Origin of the sequence: Glycomyces artemisiae (assembly GCF_003002955.1) — a bacterium.
In the GTDB taxonomy this organism is placed as follows: Bacteria; Actinomycetota; Actinomycetes; order Mycobacteriales; family Micromonosporaceae; genus Glycomyces; species Glycomyces artemisiae.
Map to the genome: position 1 here is coordinate 299,438 of NZ_PVTJ01000005.1, position 15,339 is coordinate 314,776.

Sequence of the window (15,339 nt, forward strand, 5' to 3'; positions counted from 1 at the left end):
CCCACCATGCCCCCGAGGAGGCAATGTTGACTCCGCAGCGGCGAACGGGCACAGGCCCTTTCGCGGTCGTCACCATGGGCCGCATCGGCGTCGACCTGTACCCGGCGCAGACCGGCGTCGCCCTCCCCGAGGTCGAGTCCTTCAACAAGTACCTGGGCGGCTCCCCGACGAACGTGGCCGTCGCCGCCGCCAGGTACGGGCGCCGCGCCGCGGTCATCGCGAAGGTCGGCGACGACCCGTTCGGCGCCTACGTGCGCAAAGCGCTGGGGGAGTTCGGGGTCGACGACCGGTTCGTGGGCACCGACCCGCACAACCCCACGCCGATCACGTTCTGCGAGGTCTTCCCGCCCGACGACTTCCCGCTGTACTTCTACCGCTTCCCCAAGGCCCCCGACCTGAACGTGACCGCCGAGGACCTCGACCTCGCGGCCGTCGCCGCCGCCGACGTCTTCTGGGCCACCGTCACCGGCCTGTGCGCCGAGCCGAGCCGCACCGCCACCCTCGCGGCCCTCGAAGCGAGCCGCCCCTGCCGCTTCACCGTGCTCGACCTCGACTGGCGCCCGATGTTCTGGGACAGCCCCGACGAAGGGCGGCAGTGGATCGAGCGCGCGCTCGCGTTCGCCGACGTCGCGGTCGGCAACCTCGACGAAGTGGAGGTCGCCGTCGGCGTGCGCGACCCGCGCGAGGCCGCGAAGCGCCTGCGCGACAAGGGGGTCCGGCTCGCCGTCGTCAAGCAGGGGCCGAAGGGCGTGCTGGCCGTGGACGACTCCGGCGAGGTCGAGCTGCCGCCCGCGCCCGTCGAGGTCGTCAACGGCCTCGGCGCGGGCGACGCGTTCGGCGGGGCCCTTGTGGACGGGCTCCTCGCCGGACTCCCCCTGGAAACCGTGATCGCCCGCGCCAACGCCGCCGGAGCGATCGTCGCGGGCCGCCTCGCCTGCTCCTCGGCGATGCCCACGGCAGCCGAAGTCGACGCGAAGCTCGCGGAGGCCGCCGATGAGGGCTGACGAACTCGCGCTCCTCACCCGCACCCGCGTCCTGCACCCCGAAGCGGTCGCCGAGGCCGCCGCCGCCCGCACCCGCGCCGCGAGCCCCGTCGGTCCCACCGGCAAGTGCTTCGTCATCGCCGCCGACCACCCCGCCCGCGGGGCCCTCGGCACCGGCGGCGACCCGCTCGCCATGGCCGACCGCGCCGACCTCCTCGACCGCCTCCGCACCGCCCTCGACAACCCCGGCTGCACCGGCGTCCTCGGCACCGCCGACATCCTCGAAGACCTGCTCCTGCTCGGCGCCCTCGAAGGCAAGACCGTCTTCGGGTCCATGAACCGCGGCGGCCTCGCCGGGGCCGCCTGGGAGATCGACGACCGGTTCACCGGCATGACCGCCGCCGGGATCGAGCGCCTCGGCTTCGACGGCGGCAAGACCCTCACCCGCATCGACTACGCCGACCCGGCCACGCCGTCGATCCTCGAAGCCACCGCGCACGCGGTCGACGACCTCGCCTCGCGCGGCCTCATCGCCATGGTCGAGCCCTTCATCTCCACCCGCCGCGAGGGCACCGTGGTCAACGACCTCTCCACCGAAGCCGTCATCCGGTCCGTCGCGATCGCCTCCGGGCTCGGCGCCACCAGCGCCCGCACCTGGCTCAAGCTCCCCACCGCCCCCGACTCCGCCCGTGTCGCCGCCGCGACCACCCTGCCCGTGGTCCTCCTCGGCGGCGAGGTCGCCGACCTCGACGCCCAGCGCGACAAATGGGGCCAAGCGCTCGAAGCGCCGAACGCGATCGGTCTGACCGTGGGACGATCCCTCCTCTACCCGGCCGACGGCGACGTGGCCGCGGCCGTCCAGAAAGTGGTGGACCTGCTGTGAACCGATACCACCTGCCCGCCCGCTCGACCGGGGACGGCCTCTACGACACGGTCGTCACCCCCGAATCCGCCGGATGGACCTACTCCGGCCTCAAGATCCTCGACCTCGAACCCGATGCGTCCCATGCCTTCCCGACCGGGAACGCCGAGCACCTGGTGCTCCCGCTCTCCGGGTCCTGCGAGGTCGCCTGCGACGGGTCCGCCTTCGCGCTCAACGGCCGCCCCGACGTCTTCGCCGCCGCCGCCGACTTCGCGTACCTCCCCAGGGACGCCGACGCCACCGTCGCCACCTCCACCGGCGGCCGCTTCGCCCTCGCCTCCGCGGTCTGCGAGCGGCGGCTCCCGTTCAGGTACGGCACCGCCGACGCCGTCCCCGTCGAGGACCGCGGCGCCGGGACCTGCGCCCGCCAGGTCCGCAACTACTGCCTCCCGGACACCTTCGACGCCGACCGGCTCCTGGTCTGCGAGGTCGTCACCCCCGGCGGGAACTGGTCCTCCTACCCGCCGCACAAGCACGACGAGGACCGCGACGGCGAATCCGTGCTCGAAGAGATCTACTACTTCGAGATCGACCGCCCCGAAGGCTTCGCGTTCCACCGCGTCTACGGCACCCCCGATCGCCCCATCGACGTCAACGCCGAGGTCCGCTCCGGCGACGTGGTCCTGGTCCCGCACGGCTGGCACGGACCCAGCGCCGCCGCCCCCGGCTACGACCTCTTCTACCTCAACGTCATGGCCGGCCCCGGCGACGAGCGGGCCTGGCGCATCACCGACGACCCCGCCCACGCCTGGATCCGCTCGACCTGGGAGACCCGATGACCGCGACAGTCCGCCTCACCACCGCCCAGGCCCTCGTCCGCTTCCTCGCGAACCAGTGGACCGAGCGCGACGGTGAACGCCGCCGACTCGTCAACGGCACCTTCGGCATCTTCGGCCACGGCAACGTCGCCGGACTCGGACAGGCCCTCCTCCAAGCCGCCCGCACCAATAGTGCGGACATGCCCTACCTGCTCGCCCGGAACGAGCAGGCCATGGTCCACGCCGCCGCCGCGTACGCGAAGGCCTCCGACCGCCTCTCCACTTACGCCTGCACCGCCTCCATCGGTCCAGGCTCCACCAACATGGTCACCGGCGCCGCGCTCGCCACGATCAACCGGCTCCCAGTGCTGCTCCTGCCCTCCGACGTCTTCGCCTCCCGCGCGCCCGACCCGGTGCTCCAGCAGCTGGAGGACACGAGGGCCGGGGACGTGTCCGTCAACGACGCGTTCCGGCCCGTCTCCAAGTACTTCGACCGCGTCTGGCGGCCCGAGCAGCTGATCCCGTCCGCGCTGGCGGCGATGCGGGTCCTCACCGACCCGGTCGAGACCGGCGCCGTCACGCTCTGCCTCCCGCAGGACGTGCAGGCCGAAGCGCACGACTGGCCGGTCGAGTTCTTCCGCGAACGCGTCTGGACCGTGCGGCGCCCCGAGCCCGACGCCGCCGAACTCGAAGCGGCCATTGCGGTCCTGCGCTCGGCGCAGCGGCCGCTCATCGTCGCCGGAGGCGGCGTCGTGTACTCCCGCGCCACCGAGGAGCTGCGGGCCTTCGCCGCCGCGCACGGCGTCCCCGTCGCCGAGACCCACGCCGGGCGCGGCTCGGTCCAATGGGATCACCCGCAGGCCGTGGGCGCGCTCGGCTCGACCGGCTCGCGGGCCGCGAACCTCCTTGCGGCCGAAGCGGACGTGGTGCTCGGCATCGGGACCCGCTACTCCGACTTCACGACCGCCTCCCACACCGTGTTCGGGGACGCGCGGTTCGTGAACCTGAACGTCGCGGCCCTCGACGCCGCCAAGCACAGCGCGGCGATGCTCGTCGCCGACGCCCGCGCAGGGATAGCCGCCCTCGGCCGCGGCCTGGGGGAGTGGCGGGCCGACGAGGCGTGGACCGCCCGCGCCGGTGTCCTGGCCGCGGAGTGGCAGGGCGTCATCGACCGCGCGAAGGACCTTGGGCACGCACCGCTCCCGGCGCAGACCGAGGTCCTCGGGGCCCTGAACGACGCGATGGGGGAGCGGGACGTCGTCATCAACGCCGCCGGGTCGATGCCCGGCGACCTCCAGATGATGTGGCGCTCAAGGGATCCGAAGCAGTACCACGTCGAGTACGGCTACTCGTGCATGGGCTACGAGATCGCGGCCGGGCTCGGCTGCAAGCTCGCCGACCCTGACCGGGACGTGTACGTGCTCGTCGGCGACGGCTCCTACCTGATGCTCGCCTCCGAGATCCCGACGCTCGTCTCCGAGGGCCTGAAGGTCGTCATCGTGATCGTCCAGAACCACGGCTTCGCCTCGATCGGTGCGCTCTCCGAATCGCTGGGCTCCCAGCGGTTCGGCACGAAGTACCGGTACCGCGACGAGCGGTCGGGCCTGCTCGACGGCGATGTGCTCCCGGTCGACCTGGCCGCCAACGCCGCCAGCCTGGGCGCGAACGTCCTCACCGCGTCCACCGTCGCGGAGTTCAAGGCCGCCTTGGCGACCGCGAAGGCCGCCACCAGAACCACTGTGGTCCACGTCGAGACCGACCCCCACTCGCCGGGCCTGCCGCAGAGCGCCTGGTGGGACGTGCCCGTCAGTGAAGTGTCCGAACTGGACTCGACGCGCGCGGCCTTCGACGCCTACACCGACAGCAGGCGCGCCCAGCGCCACTACCTCTGAGGAACCTGCGATGACGACCATCGAACACTGGATCGGCGGGGCCTTCACCCGCGGCGCCGCGACCCGCACCGGCACCGTCCGCAACCCCGCCACCGGCGCGGCGACCGGCGAGGTGCTCCTCGCCGAACCCGCCGATGTGGACGCGGCCGCGGCCGCCGCCGCGAAGGCGTTCGACGCCTGGGGCGACTCGTCGCTCTCGCAGCGCACCAAGGTCATGTTCCGCTTCCGGGAACTGCTGGTGCGCCACGAGGACGAGCTGGCGCGGCTCATCTCCGCCGAGCACGGCAAGGTCGTCGACGACGCCCGCGGGGAGATCGTGCGCGGCCGCGAGGTCGTGGAGTACGCGTGCGGGATCGCCGACGCGCTCAAGGGCTCCTACTCCGACCAGGTCTCCGGCGGGGTGGACGTCTTCAACTTCCGCCAGCCGCTCGGGGTGTGCGCGGGGATCACCCCGTTCAACTTCCCGATCATGGTCCCGATGTGGATGCACCCCATGGCGATCGCCACCGGGAACACCTTCATCCTCAAGCCCAGTGAGCGCGACCCGTCCGTCTCCAACCGGATCGCCGAGCTGTACGCCGACGCCGGGCTCCCCGACGGCGTGTTCAACGTCGTCCACGGCGACAAGGCCGCCGTGGACGCGATCCTCGACCACCCGGGTATCGCGGCGGTCTCGTTCGTCGGCTCCACGCCGATCGCGAAGTACGTGCACGGGCGGGCCACCGCCGCCGGGAAGCGCGTCCAGGCCCTCGGCGGCGCGAAGAACCACGCCGTGGTCCTCCCCGATGCGGACATCGAGTTCGCCGCCGACCACCTGACGGCCGCCGCGTTCGGCTCCGCGGGCCAGCGCTGCATGGCCGTCTCCGTCGGCGTCGCCGTCGGTGAAGCGGGCGACGCGCTCGTGGAGGTGCTGCGCCGCAAGGCCGAAGCGGTCAAGGTCGGCCCCGGCGACGACCCGGCCTCCGAGATGGGCCCGGTCGTCACCGCCGCCTCCCGCGACCGGATCACCGCGCTCGTGGGCGCCGGGATCGACCAGGGCGCGGTGCCCGTGGTGGACGGCCGCGGCCTCACCGTGCCCGGCCACGAGGAGGGGTTCTTCGTGGGCCCCACCGTCCTCGACCGGGTCGCGCCCGGCATGGCCGCCTACGACGAGGAGATCTTCGGGCCGGTCCTCGCCGTCGCCCGCGCCGCCGACGTGGACGAGGCGATCGCGCTCATCAACGCCAACCCGTACGGCAACGGCACCGCGATCTTCACCTCCTCCGGCGCCGCCGCCAGGCGGTTCCAGCGGGAGGTGAAGGTCGGGATGATCGGCGTGAACGTCCCCATCCCGGTCCCCATGTCCTACTACTCCTTCGGCGGCTGGAAGGACTCCCTCATCGGCGACTCGCCGATCCACGGCCCCGAAGGCGTCTGCTTCTACACCCGTGCCAAGACCGTCACCTCCCGCTGGCCCGAAGTGCGCCAGTCGGTCGAGGCCGCGTTCCACTTCCCGACCGCCAGCTGAACGGAGCACGTCAATGCCGACTTCCGCCGCCCCGAACCTGCGCCTCGGCTCGGCCCCCGACTCGTGGGGCGTCTGGTTCCCCGAGGACGACCGCCAGCTCCCCTACGCGCGGTTCCTCGACGAGCTCGCCTCCTCCGGCTACGAGTGGCTCGAACTGGGCCCCTACGGCTACCTGCCGACCGACCCGGCCGTCCTCGCCGACGAACTCGCCAAGCGCGGCCTGAAGGTCTCCGGCGGCACCGTCTTCGGGAACCTCCACCGCCCCGAGCAGTACGAGGCCACAGTGGACCTCGTCGGGAAGGTCGCCGCGCTCACCGCCTCCCAGGGCGCGCGGCACGTGGTGTTCATCCCGCCGCTGTTCCGCGACGAGAAGACCGACGCGGTCAACGACGTCGTCGAGTGGGACGCCGACCAGTGGAAGACCGTGCACGCCACCGCGAACCGCATCGGGAAGCGGATGTTCGAGGAGCACGGCGTCCGGATCGCCGTCCACCCGCACGCGGACACGCAGATCTGCACGCAGGCGCAGATCGAGACGTTCCTCGACGGCACCGACTCCCGATACGTCTCCCTGTGCCTGGACACCGGCCACGTCGCCTACGGCGGCGGCGACAACCTCGACCTGATCGCCCGCTACGCCGAGCGCATCGGCTACGTCCACATCAAGCAGATGGACCCCGAGATCCTCCGCCAGGTCCGCGACGAGCGGCTGGGCTTCGGCGAGGCCGTCAAGCGCGGCGTCTGCGTCGAACCGCCCCAAGGGGTCCCGAACCCCGCCGACATCGTCGCCGCCCTCTCCGGGCTCGACGCCGAGCTGTTCGTGATCGTCGAGCAGGACCTGTACCCGTGCGAGCCCGACGTGCCACTCCCGATCGCGCGCCGCACCCGCGAGTACCTGAACGGCTGCGGCCTCGGCGCCCGGCACCAGCAGCGCTGACACCTACCACATAGGAAAGGACCGGGACCCATGAAGATCGGCTTGATCGGCACCGGCTGGATCGGCGAAGAGCACGTCAGGCGCCTCGCCGGGTCCGTCGCGGGCGCGGAGGTGACCGCCGTGTCCGACATCGACCCCGAGCGCGCCGCCGCGGTCGCCTCGCTCGCCGGGGCCCGCGTGATCGGCAGCGCCGAGGAGCTCATCGCGGACCCCGAAGTCCAGGCGGTCGTCGTGACCTCGTGGGGTCCCGCCCACGCCGAACAGGTGCTCGCCTGCATCGCCGCGGGCAAGCCCGTGTTCTGCGAGAAGCCGCTCACCACCGAGGCCGCCGACGGCCTGCGCATCCTCGAAGCCGAACAGGCCCACGGGAAGCGCCTCGTCCAGGTCGGGTTCATGCGCCGCTACGACGCCGGGTACCGCGCCATCAAGGCGGTGCTCGACGAGGGCGGCATCGGCGCCCCGCTCATGGCCCACTGCGCGCACCGCAACCCGACGCAGCCCGAGTCGTACCACTCGGACAAGCCGATGGTCGACACCGCCGTCCACGAGGTGGACGTGCTGCGCTGGCTCCTCGGCGAGGAGTTCGCGAGCGTCCAGGTCGTGGTGCCCCGCTCGACCTCGAAGCGGTTCCCGCACCTGGTCGACCCGCAGATCCTGCTGCTGGAGACGGCGTCCGGGGCGCGCGTGGACGTCGAGGTGTTCGTGAACTGCCAGTACGGCTACGACATCCAGTGCGAGATCGTCGGCGAGACCGGCGCCGTGCGCCTCCCCGACCCGGCCGCGCCGCTGGTCCGCGCCGCCGGGCGCGCCTCGTACGAGATCGTGCAGGACTTCCCGAGCCGCTTCGCCGACGCCTTCGACACCGAGCTCCAGGAGTGGGTCGACTCGCTGCGCTCGGGCGAGCCCGCCGGGCCCAGCGCCTGGGACGGCTACGCGGCCACCGTGGTCACCAACGCGGCCGTCGAGGCCCGCCGGACGGGCGCGGTCGTCCCGGTCGACCTGCCGGAGCGACCGGCTTTCTACAAGTAACGCAACGACTTTGCTCTGGGGTTAAGAAGGACGGGCCCGGCCGCGAGGCCGGGCCCGTTCCCGCTCACCCGGTCGGGATGCCGCCGTTCACCAGCGGCACCGGGTCCGCCTCGACCTCGCTGACCTGCCCAACCTCCACCTGGTAGGTCGTGCCGTTGTAGTCCTGCACGCCGTCCTCGACGGTCATGATCCCCACGGTGCCGTACCCGCCGTGGTTCGCGGCGCTGAACGCCAGCGGCACGATCCCGTTGCCCAGCACCGCGCCCGACTCGACCGCCGCGATCAGCGACTCGCGGGTCGGGTCGTCCCCGGCCTTCGCGAGCGCTTCTGCGAACAGGTACCCGACGCTCATGCCGAGGACCGTGTTCGCCGTGAACGGCGCGCCGCCGTTGTACTCCTCGTTGATCTGCCGGAACAGCGCCGTCCACTCGCTGCCGGACCCGAACGGCAGGAAGTTCACGCACACCATGCCCTCCAGCAGCTGCGCGGCGGCCTCCTCGCCGAGGTGCCCCACCAGCGTCGGGTAGTCGGCGCCCGAGGACGACACGTACCACTGCGGGAACCAGTCCATCTGCGCGGCCGTGCCGACCGCGAGGGCCGTGTACCCGTTGATCGTGGCGAGGATGTTCACCTCGCATCCGGCGCCCTTGAGGGTCCCGATCTGGTCGGTCAGGTCCTGCGAGGCCGTCGTGTACGTCTGGATCTCGGTGATCTCGTTGCTGCCCATGACCGCCTCGACGCCTTCGAGGAGGCCCTCGCCGTAGTCGTCGTTCTGGCCCAGGACGCACACCGTCGCGCCCGGCTCCTGCTCGACCGCGTACCGCGCGAGCGCCGCGCCCTCTGTCGTGTACTCCGCGTTGTACCCGAACGCGTTGGGGTACAACGCCGGCTGGTTCCACATCCGGGAGCCCGACGCGATGAACAGGTCCGGCACGCCCTCCTCGGCGAGGTAGTCCAGGACCACCGAGTGCGTCGGGGTGCCCAGGCCGTTGACGACCGCGAGCACGTCGTCGCGCTCGACCAGCTCGGTCACCACCTCGTTGGTCCGCTGCGGCTCGTACGCGTCGTCCTTCACCAGGTACTCGATGGTCCGGCCGTTCACGCCGCCCTGGTCGTTGACGTACGCGAAGTACGCCGAGGTCGCCGCGGACACCGCCGAGTACCCGGCCGCCGCCGGGCCCGACAGCGGCTGGTGCGTCCCGATGGTCACCGTCGTGTCCGTGACGCCGGGGGTCGCCTCCGGCTCCTCCTCCTGGCCCGTGCAGGCCGTCAAGCCGAGGGCCGCCGCGACCGCCAGGGCCGCCGCAGTCCTCGACGTCTTCGCGGGGGTCCGCATGTCGATCACCTCTTCGTGGTCGTGCGGGCGCCGCGATGGGGGAACAGCGATGGGGACGGCGGCCCGTACCCAGGGATACTAGGCGGTAACTTGCGTTCCCGCAGCCCCCGAAACCGCGCCGACCGGCCAGAACGGCCTCACCCTTCCGGTCGGATCCCGTGCGCGGGAATGCGAATGCGGCTCGCGAAACGGTCATAGACTCGATTAGGGGGTGACCATCATGAACCATCTGACGGTCAAGAATTTCGGGAAGCCCGACGAGCACGTCGACCTCAGCGGCCACGGCCACCGCGACATGGTCATGCTCGACGGCATGCCGATCGAACTCGCCGAGTTCGAGCGCGGCTGGCGCTGGTCCACCGACGTCAAGCCGATGGCCGGGACCGACACCTGCCAGGTCCACCATCTCGGCTACTGCCTCGAAGGGCACCTGCGCGTCCACATGGACGACGGCACCGACCAGGACATCCACGCGGGCGACGCGTTCGAGATCCCGGCCGGGCACGACGCCGAGGTCGTCGGCGGCGGCAAGGTCGTCCTGCTCGACTTCGGCAAGGCCTTCGACAACCGCTGACCGCGCGGCACCGGGCCGCCTCCGCGACGGGGGCGGCCCCGCGCGCGTCCGGACCCTGGGACGCGATTCCCACCAGGGGCGGGGTCACACTGGCACAGGTGGCAGACTTGACGCGTGTTGCGATGGATGACAGCTGGAGAGTCCCACGGCCCCGAACTCGTGGTCACGATCGACGGCCTGCCCGCCGGTATCGAACTGACCAGTGAGGCGGTCGCCGCCGAACTGGCCCGCCGCCGCCTCGGCTACGGCCGCGGCGCCCGCATGAAGTTCGAGGCCGACGTCGTCAACTTCATCGGCGGCCTCCGCCACGGCCGCACCCTCGGCTCGCCCGTCGCCATCCGCGTCGGCAACTCCGAGTGGCCCAAGTGGGAGACCGTCATGGCCCCCGACCCCGTCGACCCCGCCGAACTCGACGGCGTCGCCCGCAACGCCCCCCTCACCCGGCCCCGGCCCGGCCACGCCGACCTCGCCGGCATGCAGAAGTACGACCACGTCGACGCCCGCCCGATCCTGGAGCGCGCCTCCGCCCGCGAGACCGCCGCCCGCGTCGCCGGCGGCACCGCCGCCAAGGCCTTCCTCAAGCAGGCCTTCGGCATCGACATCGTCTCCCACGTCAAGGCCCTCGGCCCCGTCCGCGCCAAGGACGGCCTCGTGCCCACCCCCGCCGACTTCGAGGCCGTCGACGCCGACCCGCTGCGCTGCATGGACCCCGAGGCGTCCGCCCGCATGGTCGCCGAGGTCGACGCCGCCAAGAAGGACGCCGACACCCTCGGCGGCGTCGTCGAGGTCCTCGCCTACGGCCTCCCGCCCGGGCTCGGCTCCCACGTCCAGTGGGACCGCAAGCTCGACGCGCGCCTCGCCACCGCCCTCATGTCGATCCAGTCCGTCAAGGCCGTCGAGATCGGCGACGGCCTCATGCAGGCCGCCGTCCGCGGCTCCTCCGCCCACGACGAGATCGTCCCCGGACCCGACGGCGTCGAGCGCCTCACCGACCGCGCCGGGGGCCTCGAAGGCGGCATCACCACCGGCCAGCCGCTCCGCGTCTCCGCGATGCTCAAGCCCATCTCGTCCCTGACGCGGCCCCTGCGCACCATCGACACGGAGACCGGTCAGGCCGCCGAGGCCATCAACCAGCGCTCCGACGTCTGCGCGGTCCCCGCCGGGGCCGTCGTCGCCGAGCACATGGTCGCCTACGTCCTCGCCGAGGCCGCGCTGGAGAAGTTCGGCGGCGACTCCGTCGGCGAATCCCGCCGCAACTACGAGAACTACCTTCAGCACCTGCGGGTGAAGTAGCGATGGGCCCGCACCCGTCGCCCCGCCGAGCCGGCTCGCTGCGCTCGCCTTCCCCAAAACGGAGTAAACGCTGATGAGTCTCGTAGTGATCGTCGGGCCGCCCGGGTCCGGCAAGACCACCGTCGGCCGCGCGCTGGCCGAGGCGCTCGGCGCGGACTTCCGCGACGCCGACGCCGACATCGTCGCCACCGCCGGGAAGCCGATCGCGGACATCTTCGTCGACGACGGCGAGGAGCACTTCCGCGCGCTCGAACGCGAAGCGGTCCGCCGGGCCGTGGCCGAGCACGACGGGGTCCTGGCCCTCGGCGGCGGCGCCGTCCTCGCCGAGTCCACCCGCAAGCTCCTCGCCGACGTGCCGGTCGTCCACCTCCGCGTGGACCTCGCCGAAGCCGTGCGCCGCAACGAGATCGACAAGGGCCGACCGCTGCTCGCCGTCAACCCGCGGGCCACGCTGCGCCGCCTCCTGGAGGAGCGGCTGCCGCTCTACCGCGAGGTCGCCGACATCGAGGTCGACACCACCGGAAGGGACGTGGCCGACCTGACCGCCGAGATCGCCGCGAAGCTCGCCGTCCGCACCGTCGTCGTGGGCGACGCCGAGACCCCCTACCCGGTCCTCATCGGCCGCGGCATGGTCGACCGGCTCCCCGAGTTCCTCGGAAAGGCCGCGCGCGTCGCCGTGCTCCACACCGAGAGCACCGCTCTGCTCGCGGAGCGGGTGGGCGCCCTGCTGCCCGACGGCGTGGAGGCCACGCTCATGGAGCTGCCCGACGCCGAGGACGGCAAGACCGTCGCCGTCGCCGAGCAGTGCTGGGACGCGCTCGGCGCCGAGGGCTTCACCCGCACCGACCTCGTCGTCGGCGTCGGCGGGGGCGCGGTCACCGACCTCGCCGGGTTCGTCGCCGCCTGCTGGCTCCGCGGCGTCGCCGTCGTCCACGTCCCGACCTCGCTGCTCGGCGCGGTCGACGCGGCCGTCGGCGGCAAGACCGGCGTCAACACCGCCGCCGGGAAGAACCTCGTCGGCGCCTTCCACCCGCCGCGCGCCGTCCTCGTGGACCTCGACAACTTCGCGACCCTCCCGCGCCGCGACCTCGCCGCGGGCCTCGCCGAGGTCGTCAAGGCCGGGTTCATCGCCGACCCGGTCATCCTCGACCTCGTCGAACGCGACCCCGAGGCCGCGCTCGACGCCGCGAACCCGGTGGTCGCCGAACTCGTCGAGCGCGCCATCGCCGTCAAGGCCGAAGTGGTCGCCTCCGACCTCAAGGAGGGCGGCCTGCGCGCGATCCTCAACTACGGCCACACCTTCGCGCACGCCATCGAGAAGCTGGAAAAGTACCGCTGGCGCCACGGCGACGCCGTCGCCGTCGGCATGGTCTACGCCGCGCACCTGAACGCGATCACCGGCCGCGTCGACCTCGTCGACCGCACCAAGGCGGTCCTCGAATCGCTCGGCCTGCCCACGGCCTACGAGGGCGGCCGCTGGGACGACCTCCTCCAGGTCATGAAGATCGACAAGAAGAACACCGGCGCCACCCAGCGCTTCGTGCTCCTCGACGCCCTCGCCGCGCCGGTCGTCGTCGACGACGTGACCGCCGCGCAGCAGCGCGAGGCCTATGAGAGGCTCACCGCATGAGCGACGACATGAAGGTCCTGGTGCTCAACGGCCCCAACCTGAACCGGCTCGGCAAGCGGGAACCCGGGATCTACGGCAGCACCACCTACGACGATCTCGCCGCGTCGCTGGTCGCGCACGGCCGCAAGCGCCGCCTCGCCGTCGAGGTCCGCCAGACGAACCATGAGGGCGACCTCATCGGGTGGTTGCACGAGGCCGCCGACGAGGGGTGCCCGGTGGTGCTCAACGCCGCCGCCTGGACCCACACCTCGGTCGCGGTCGGCGACGCGTGCGCGCAGCTCACCGGCCTCCTCATCGAGGTCCACATCTCCAACGTGCACCGCCGTGAGCCGTTCCGGCACCACTCGTACATCTCGGCCCACGCCACCGGCGTGATCGTCGGCCTCGGCGTCCGCGGGTACGAGCACGCGCTCGACTTCATCGCCGACGAGGCCCAGACCGACATCGAGTGAAGAGGACCCCCGCGCCGCTGGTCACAGCGGACGCGGCCTGACCCGAGGGCGGTCCGCACGCCCGCTACCATTGACGGTCGGCCCAGTCAGACCTTAACGAAAGAGACGAACGCCCGTGGCATCCACGAACGACCTCAAGAACGGCATGGTGCTCAACCTGGAGGGCCAGCTCTGGCAGGTCCAGGAATTCCAGCACGTCAAGCCCGGCAAGGGCCCGGCGTTCGTGCGCACGACCCTCCGGCAGATCCCCTCCGGCAAGGTCGTCGACAAGACGTTCAACGCCGGCATCAAGGTCGAGACCGCGAACGTCGACCGCCGCACGATGACCTACCTCTACAAGGAGGGCGAGGACTTCGTGTTCATGGACAAGGACACGTACGACCAGATCCCGGTCGGCCCCGGCGTGGTCGGCGACGCCGCGAAGTTCCTCCTGGAGAACTCCGACGCCACCGTCGCCATGCACGACGGCAGCGTCCTCTACATCGAGCTGCCCGCCGCGGTCGAGCTCGTCGTCACCTACACCGAGCCGGGCCTCCAGGGCGACCGCTCCTCCGGCGGCACCAAGCCCGCCACCGTCGAGACGGGCGCCCAGGTCCTCGTGCCGCTGTTCATCGACAACGGCGAGAAGATCAAGGTCGACACCCGCGACGGCAAGTACCTCAGCCGGGCATAGGCGTGGGGAACCAGCAGAGCGGACCTGAGCGGCTCACCGCCCGCACCAAATGGCGGATGCGGGCCGTCGAGATCCTGTACGAGGCCGAGTCCCGCGGGGAGGGCGTCAAGCGCGTCCTGGCCGAGCGGGCCGACCGCGCGTTCACCGACCCCGAGGCGCCCCGGCTCCCGAAGTACGCCGAGGAGCTGGCGCGCGGCGTCGACGAGTACCGGTACGAGCTGGACGAGGCCATCGGCCGCGCCGCCGAGGGCTGGGCCGTCGAGCGCATGCCCGCGGTCGACCGGAACGTGCTGCGCGTGGCCCTGTACGAGATCATCTACGTCGAGGACGTCGACACGCCCGTGGCCATCAAGGAGGCCATGCGCGTGTGGGAGCAGATCGGCTCCACGGACGACACCAGGTTCGTGAACGCGGTCCTCGACTCGGCGGCCAAGGCCGAGGAGTAGTTCAGACGCAAACGAAGAACGGCCGAGCCCTCGGGACTGGAAGCACAGTCCGGGCCCGGCCGTTCTTCGTCGCCGGAGGCGGAACGGGAAACGGCCGAGCCCTCGCGACAAGAAGCGCTGTCCGGGCCCGGCCGTTTTTCGTCGCCGGAGGCGGAACGGGAAACGGCCGAGCCCTCCGATCCCGGGCCCGACCGTTTTCCGTTGTCCTGCCTGCTTATTCGCCGTCCGAAGCGAAGAACGCCTGGAGGTCGTGGACGAGGACGCCGAAGTCCTCCAGCTTCTCGATCAGGCCGGACGGCGTGGTCGAGTACACCACCGCGAGGGTGTACAGGTCGTCGGCGCGGATCGAGAGGATCCGGCCGTTGTAGTCGCCGCGGCGCTGCTGGATGGAGCGCGCGAGCTTCGCGACGTGCTCCAGCTCGGGGTCCGGGTGGTCGTAGAGCGCCTCAAGGTTGAGGACGATCTTCTCGGCCTGCTCGACCGGGAGCGGGACGCCCTCCGGAAGCAGCTCCGAGACGGGGATCCGGTAGAAGTCGGCCAACTCGGCGAGGCGGCTGACCGTGATGGACCGGTCGCCCCGCTCGTAGGAACCGATGACGACGGCCTTCCACTTGCCGCCGGACTTGTCCTCGACGCCTTGCAGGGAAAGACCCTGCTGCATCCGAATGTCGCGCAGCCGGTTGCCGAGCGCCTTGGCGTAGTCAGATGTCGCCATGCTGGGATCAACTCCAATTTTCGGTACGAGAGGAATCCTATTGTTGACTACGGTCGGTGACCATCGGCCGTTGGGGTGCCCCCAAACAGTGTTCTTCGTCGCGTGGGGCCCGAAAGACTGACCGGCAAATCATGGCATACAAGTCAAATATGCAGCTAACGACGTCATAGTTTTGGGACTCGGGTTTACGCT

Annotated in this window: 15 protein-coding genes; 13 read left to right on the top strand and 2 right to left on the bottom strand. The window is 71.5% G+C overall.

What is annotated here, in order from left to right; genetic code table 11:
• The first annotated feature begins 23 nt into the window (after window positions 1-23).
• Genes iolC through B0I28_RS14885 form a run of 7 tightly spaced genes read left to right on the top strand, consistent with a single transcriptional unit; the run spans window position 24 to window position 8,028 of the window.
• Window positions 24-1,004 carry a 5-dehydro-2-deoxygluconokinase gene (gene iolC, locus B0I28_RS14855; protein ID WP_106364619.1) on the top strand — a complete coding sequence of 327 codons (981 nt, stop codon included), beginning with the start codon at window positions 24-26 and terminating at the stop codon, window positions 1,002-1,004.
• Window positions 994-1,866: a Cgl0159 family (beta/alpha)8-fold protein gene (locus B0I28_RS14860; RefSeq protein WP_146148111.1), complete on the top strand. Its 873-nt coding sequence runs from the start codon at window positions 994-996 to the stop codon at window positions 1,864-1,866. Before iolC ends, B0I28_RS14860 begins: the two co-directional genes overlap by 11 nt.
• A complete protein-coding gene (iolB, locus tag B0I28_RS14865; RefSeq protein ID WP_245888984.1) occupies window positions 1,863-2,684 on the top strand; it encodes a 5-deoxy-glucuronate isomerase in 822 nt (273 codons plus the stop codon). Before B0I28_RS14860 ends, iolB begins: the two co-directional genes overlap by 4 nt.
• Entirely contained in the window at window positions 2,681-4,555 is a 1,875-nt protein-coding gene (gene iolD / locus B0I28_RS14870) for a 3D-(3,5/4)-trihydroxycyclohexane-1,2-dione acylhydrolase (decyclizing) (RefSeq protein ID WP_106364620.1), read from the top strand. The genes iolB and iolD overlap by 4 nt, the downstream gene beginning before the upstream one ends.
• A gap of 10 nt (window positions 4,556-4,565) precedes the next feature.
• A complete protein-coding gene (locus B0I28_RS14875; protein ID WP_106364621.1) occupies window positions 4,566-6,062 on the top strand; it encodes a CoA-acylating methylmalonate-semialdehyde dehydrogenase in 1,497 nt (498 codons plus the stop codon).
• A gap of 13 nt (window positions 6,063-6,075) precedes the next feature.
• Window positions 6,076-6,999, top strand: coding sequence for a TIM barrel protein (locus B0I28_RS14880; protein WP_106364622.1), 924 nt, complete (start codon window positions 6,076-6,078; stop codon window positions 6,997-6,999).
• 30 nt (window positions 7,000-7,029) lie between these two features.
• Window positions 7,030-8,028, top strand: a complete 999-nt coding sequence (locus B0I28_RS14885; protein ID WP_106364623.1) for a Gfo/Idh/MocA family protein — start codon at window positions 7,030-7,032, stop codon at window positions 8,026-8,028.
• Window positions 8,029-8,092: 64 nt separating this feature from the next.
• On the opposite strand, the gene B0I28_RS14890 is transcribed toward B0I28_RS14885, so the two are convergent.
• A complete protein-coding gene (locus B0I28_RS14890) occupies window positions 8,093-9,364 on the bottom strand; it encodes an ABC transporter substrate-binding protein (RefSeq protein WP_106364789.1) in 1,272 nt (423 codons plus the stop codon).
• A gap of 220 nt (window positions 9,365-9,584) precedes the next feature.
• On the opposite strand from B0I28_RS14890, the gene B0I28_RS14895 reads away from it, so the two are divergent.
• The 6 genes from B0I28_RS14895 (at window position 9,585) to nusB (ending at window position 14,432) form a co-directional block, all read left to right on the top strand.
• Window positions 9,585-9,938 (top strand): cupin domain-containing protein, encoded by a 354-nt coding sequence (locus B0I28_RS14895; RefSeq protein ID WP_146148122.1) that lies wholly within the window; start codon window positions 9,585-9,587, stop codon window positions 9,936-9,938.
• A gap of 114 nt (window positions 9,939-10,052) precedes the next feature.
• On the top strand, window positions 10,053-11,231 hold the full coding sequence (gene aroC, locus B0I28_RS14900) for a chorismate synthase (protein WP_106364624.1): 1,179 nt from the start codon (window positions 10,053-10,055) through the stop codon (window positions 11,229-11,231).
• 73 nt (window positions 11,232-11,304) lie between these two features.
• Window positions 11,305-12,861, top strand: a complete 1,557-nt coding sequence (gene aroB, locus B0I28_RS14905) for a 3-dehydroquinate synthase (RefSeq protein WP_106364625.1) — start codon at window positions 11,305-11,307, stop codon at window positions 12,859-12,861.
• Window positions 12,862-12,869: 8 nt separating this feature from the next.
• Window positions 12,870-13,313: a type II 3-dehydroquinate dehydratase gene (aroQ, locus tag B0I28_RS14910; protein ID WP_106364791.1), complete on the top strand. Its 444-nt coding sequence runs from the start codon at window positions 12,870-12,872 to the stop codon at window positions 13,311-13,313.
• 115 nt (window positions 13,314-13,428) lie between these two features.
• Window positions 13,429-13,986 carry an elongation factor P gene (efp, locus tag B0I28_RS14915; protein WP_106364626.1) on the top strand — a complete coding sequence of 186 codons (558 nt, stop codon included), beginning with the start codon at window positions 13,429-13,431 and terminating at the stop codon, window positions 13,984-13,986.
• A gap of 2 nt (window positions 13,987-13,988) precedes the next feature.
• Window positions 13,989-14,432 (top strand): transcription antitermination factor NusB, encoded by a 444-nt coding sequence (gene nusB, locus B0I28_RS14920; RefSeq protein WP_146148112.1) that lies wholly within the window; start codon window positions 13,989-13,991, stop codon window positions 14,430-14,432.
• 214 nt (window positions 14,433-14,646) lie between these two features.
• Here nusB and B0I28_RS14925 read toward each other — a convergent pair whose 3' ends face one another.
• Window positions 14,647-15,147 carry a transcriptional regulator gene (locus B0I28_RS14925; RefSeq protein WP_091034397.1) on the bottom strand — a complete coding sequence of 167 codons (501 nt, stop codon included), beginning with the start codon at window positions 15,145-15,147 and terminating at the stop codon, window positions 14,647-14,649.
• Between the last annotated feature and the right edge of the window lie 192 nt (window positions 15,148-15,339).

Bases quoted from the DNA above. Each gene is read 5' to 3' on its own strand.
- iolC (WP_106364619.1), top strand. From the start codon at position 24: ATGTTGACTCCGCAGCGGCGAACGGGCACAGGCCCTTTCGCGGTCGTC.
- B0I28_RS14880 (WP_106364622.1), top strand. From the start codon at position 6,076: ATGCCGACTTCCGCCGCCCCGAACCTGCGCCTCGGCTCGGCCCCCGAC.
- aroB (WP_106364625.1), top strand. From the start codon at position 11,305: ATGAGTCTCGTAGTGATCGTCGGGCCGCCCGGGTCCGGCAAGACCACC.
- B0I28_RS14890 (WP_106364789.1), bottom strand. From the start codon at position 9,364: ATGCGGACCCCCGCGAAGACGTCGAGGACTGCGGCGGCCCTGGCGGTC.
- B0I28_RS14925 (WP_091034397.1), bottom strand. From the start codon at position 15,147: ATGGCGACATCTGACTACGCCAAGGCGCTCGGCAACCGGCTGCGCGAC.
- B0I28_RS14875 (WP_106364621.1), top strand. From the start codon at position 4,566: ATGACGACCATCGAACACTGGATCGGCGGGGCCTTCACCCGCGGCGCC.
- B0I28_RS14860 (WP_146148111.1), top strand. From the start codon at position 994: ATGAGGGCTGACGAACTCGCGCTCCTCACCCGCACCCGCGTCCTGCAC.
- aroQ (WP_106364791.1), top strand. From the start codon at position 12,870: ATGAAGGTCCTGGTGCTCAACGGCCCCAACCTGAACCGGCTCGGCAAG.
- B0I28_RS14885 (WP_106364623.1), top strand. From the start codon at position 7,030: ATGAAGATCGGCTTGATCGGCACCGGCTGGATCGGCGAAGAGCACGTC.
- B0I28_RS14895 (WP_146148122.1), top strand. From the start codon at position 9,585: ATGAACCATCTGACGGTCAAGAATTTCGGGAAGCCCGACGAGCACGTC.
- iolD (WP_106364620.1), top strand. From the start codon at position 2,681: ATGACCGCGACAGTCCGCCTCACCACCGCCCAGGCCCTCGTCCGCTTC.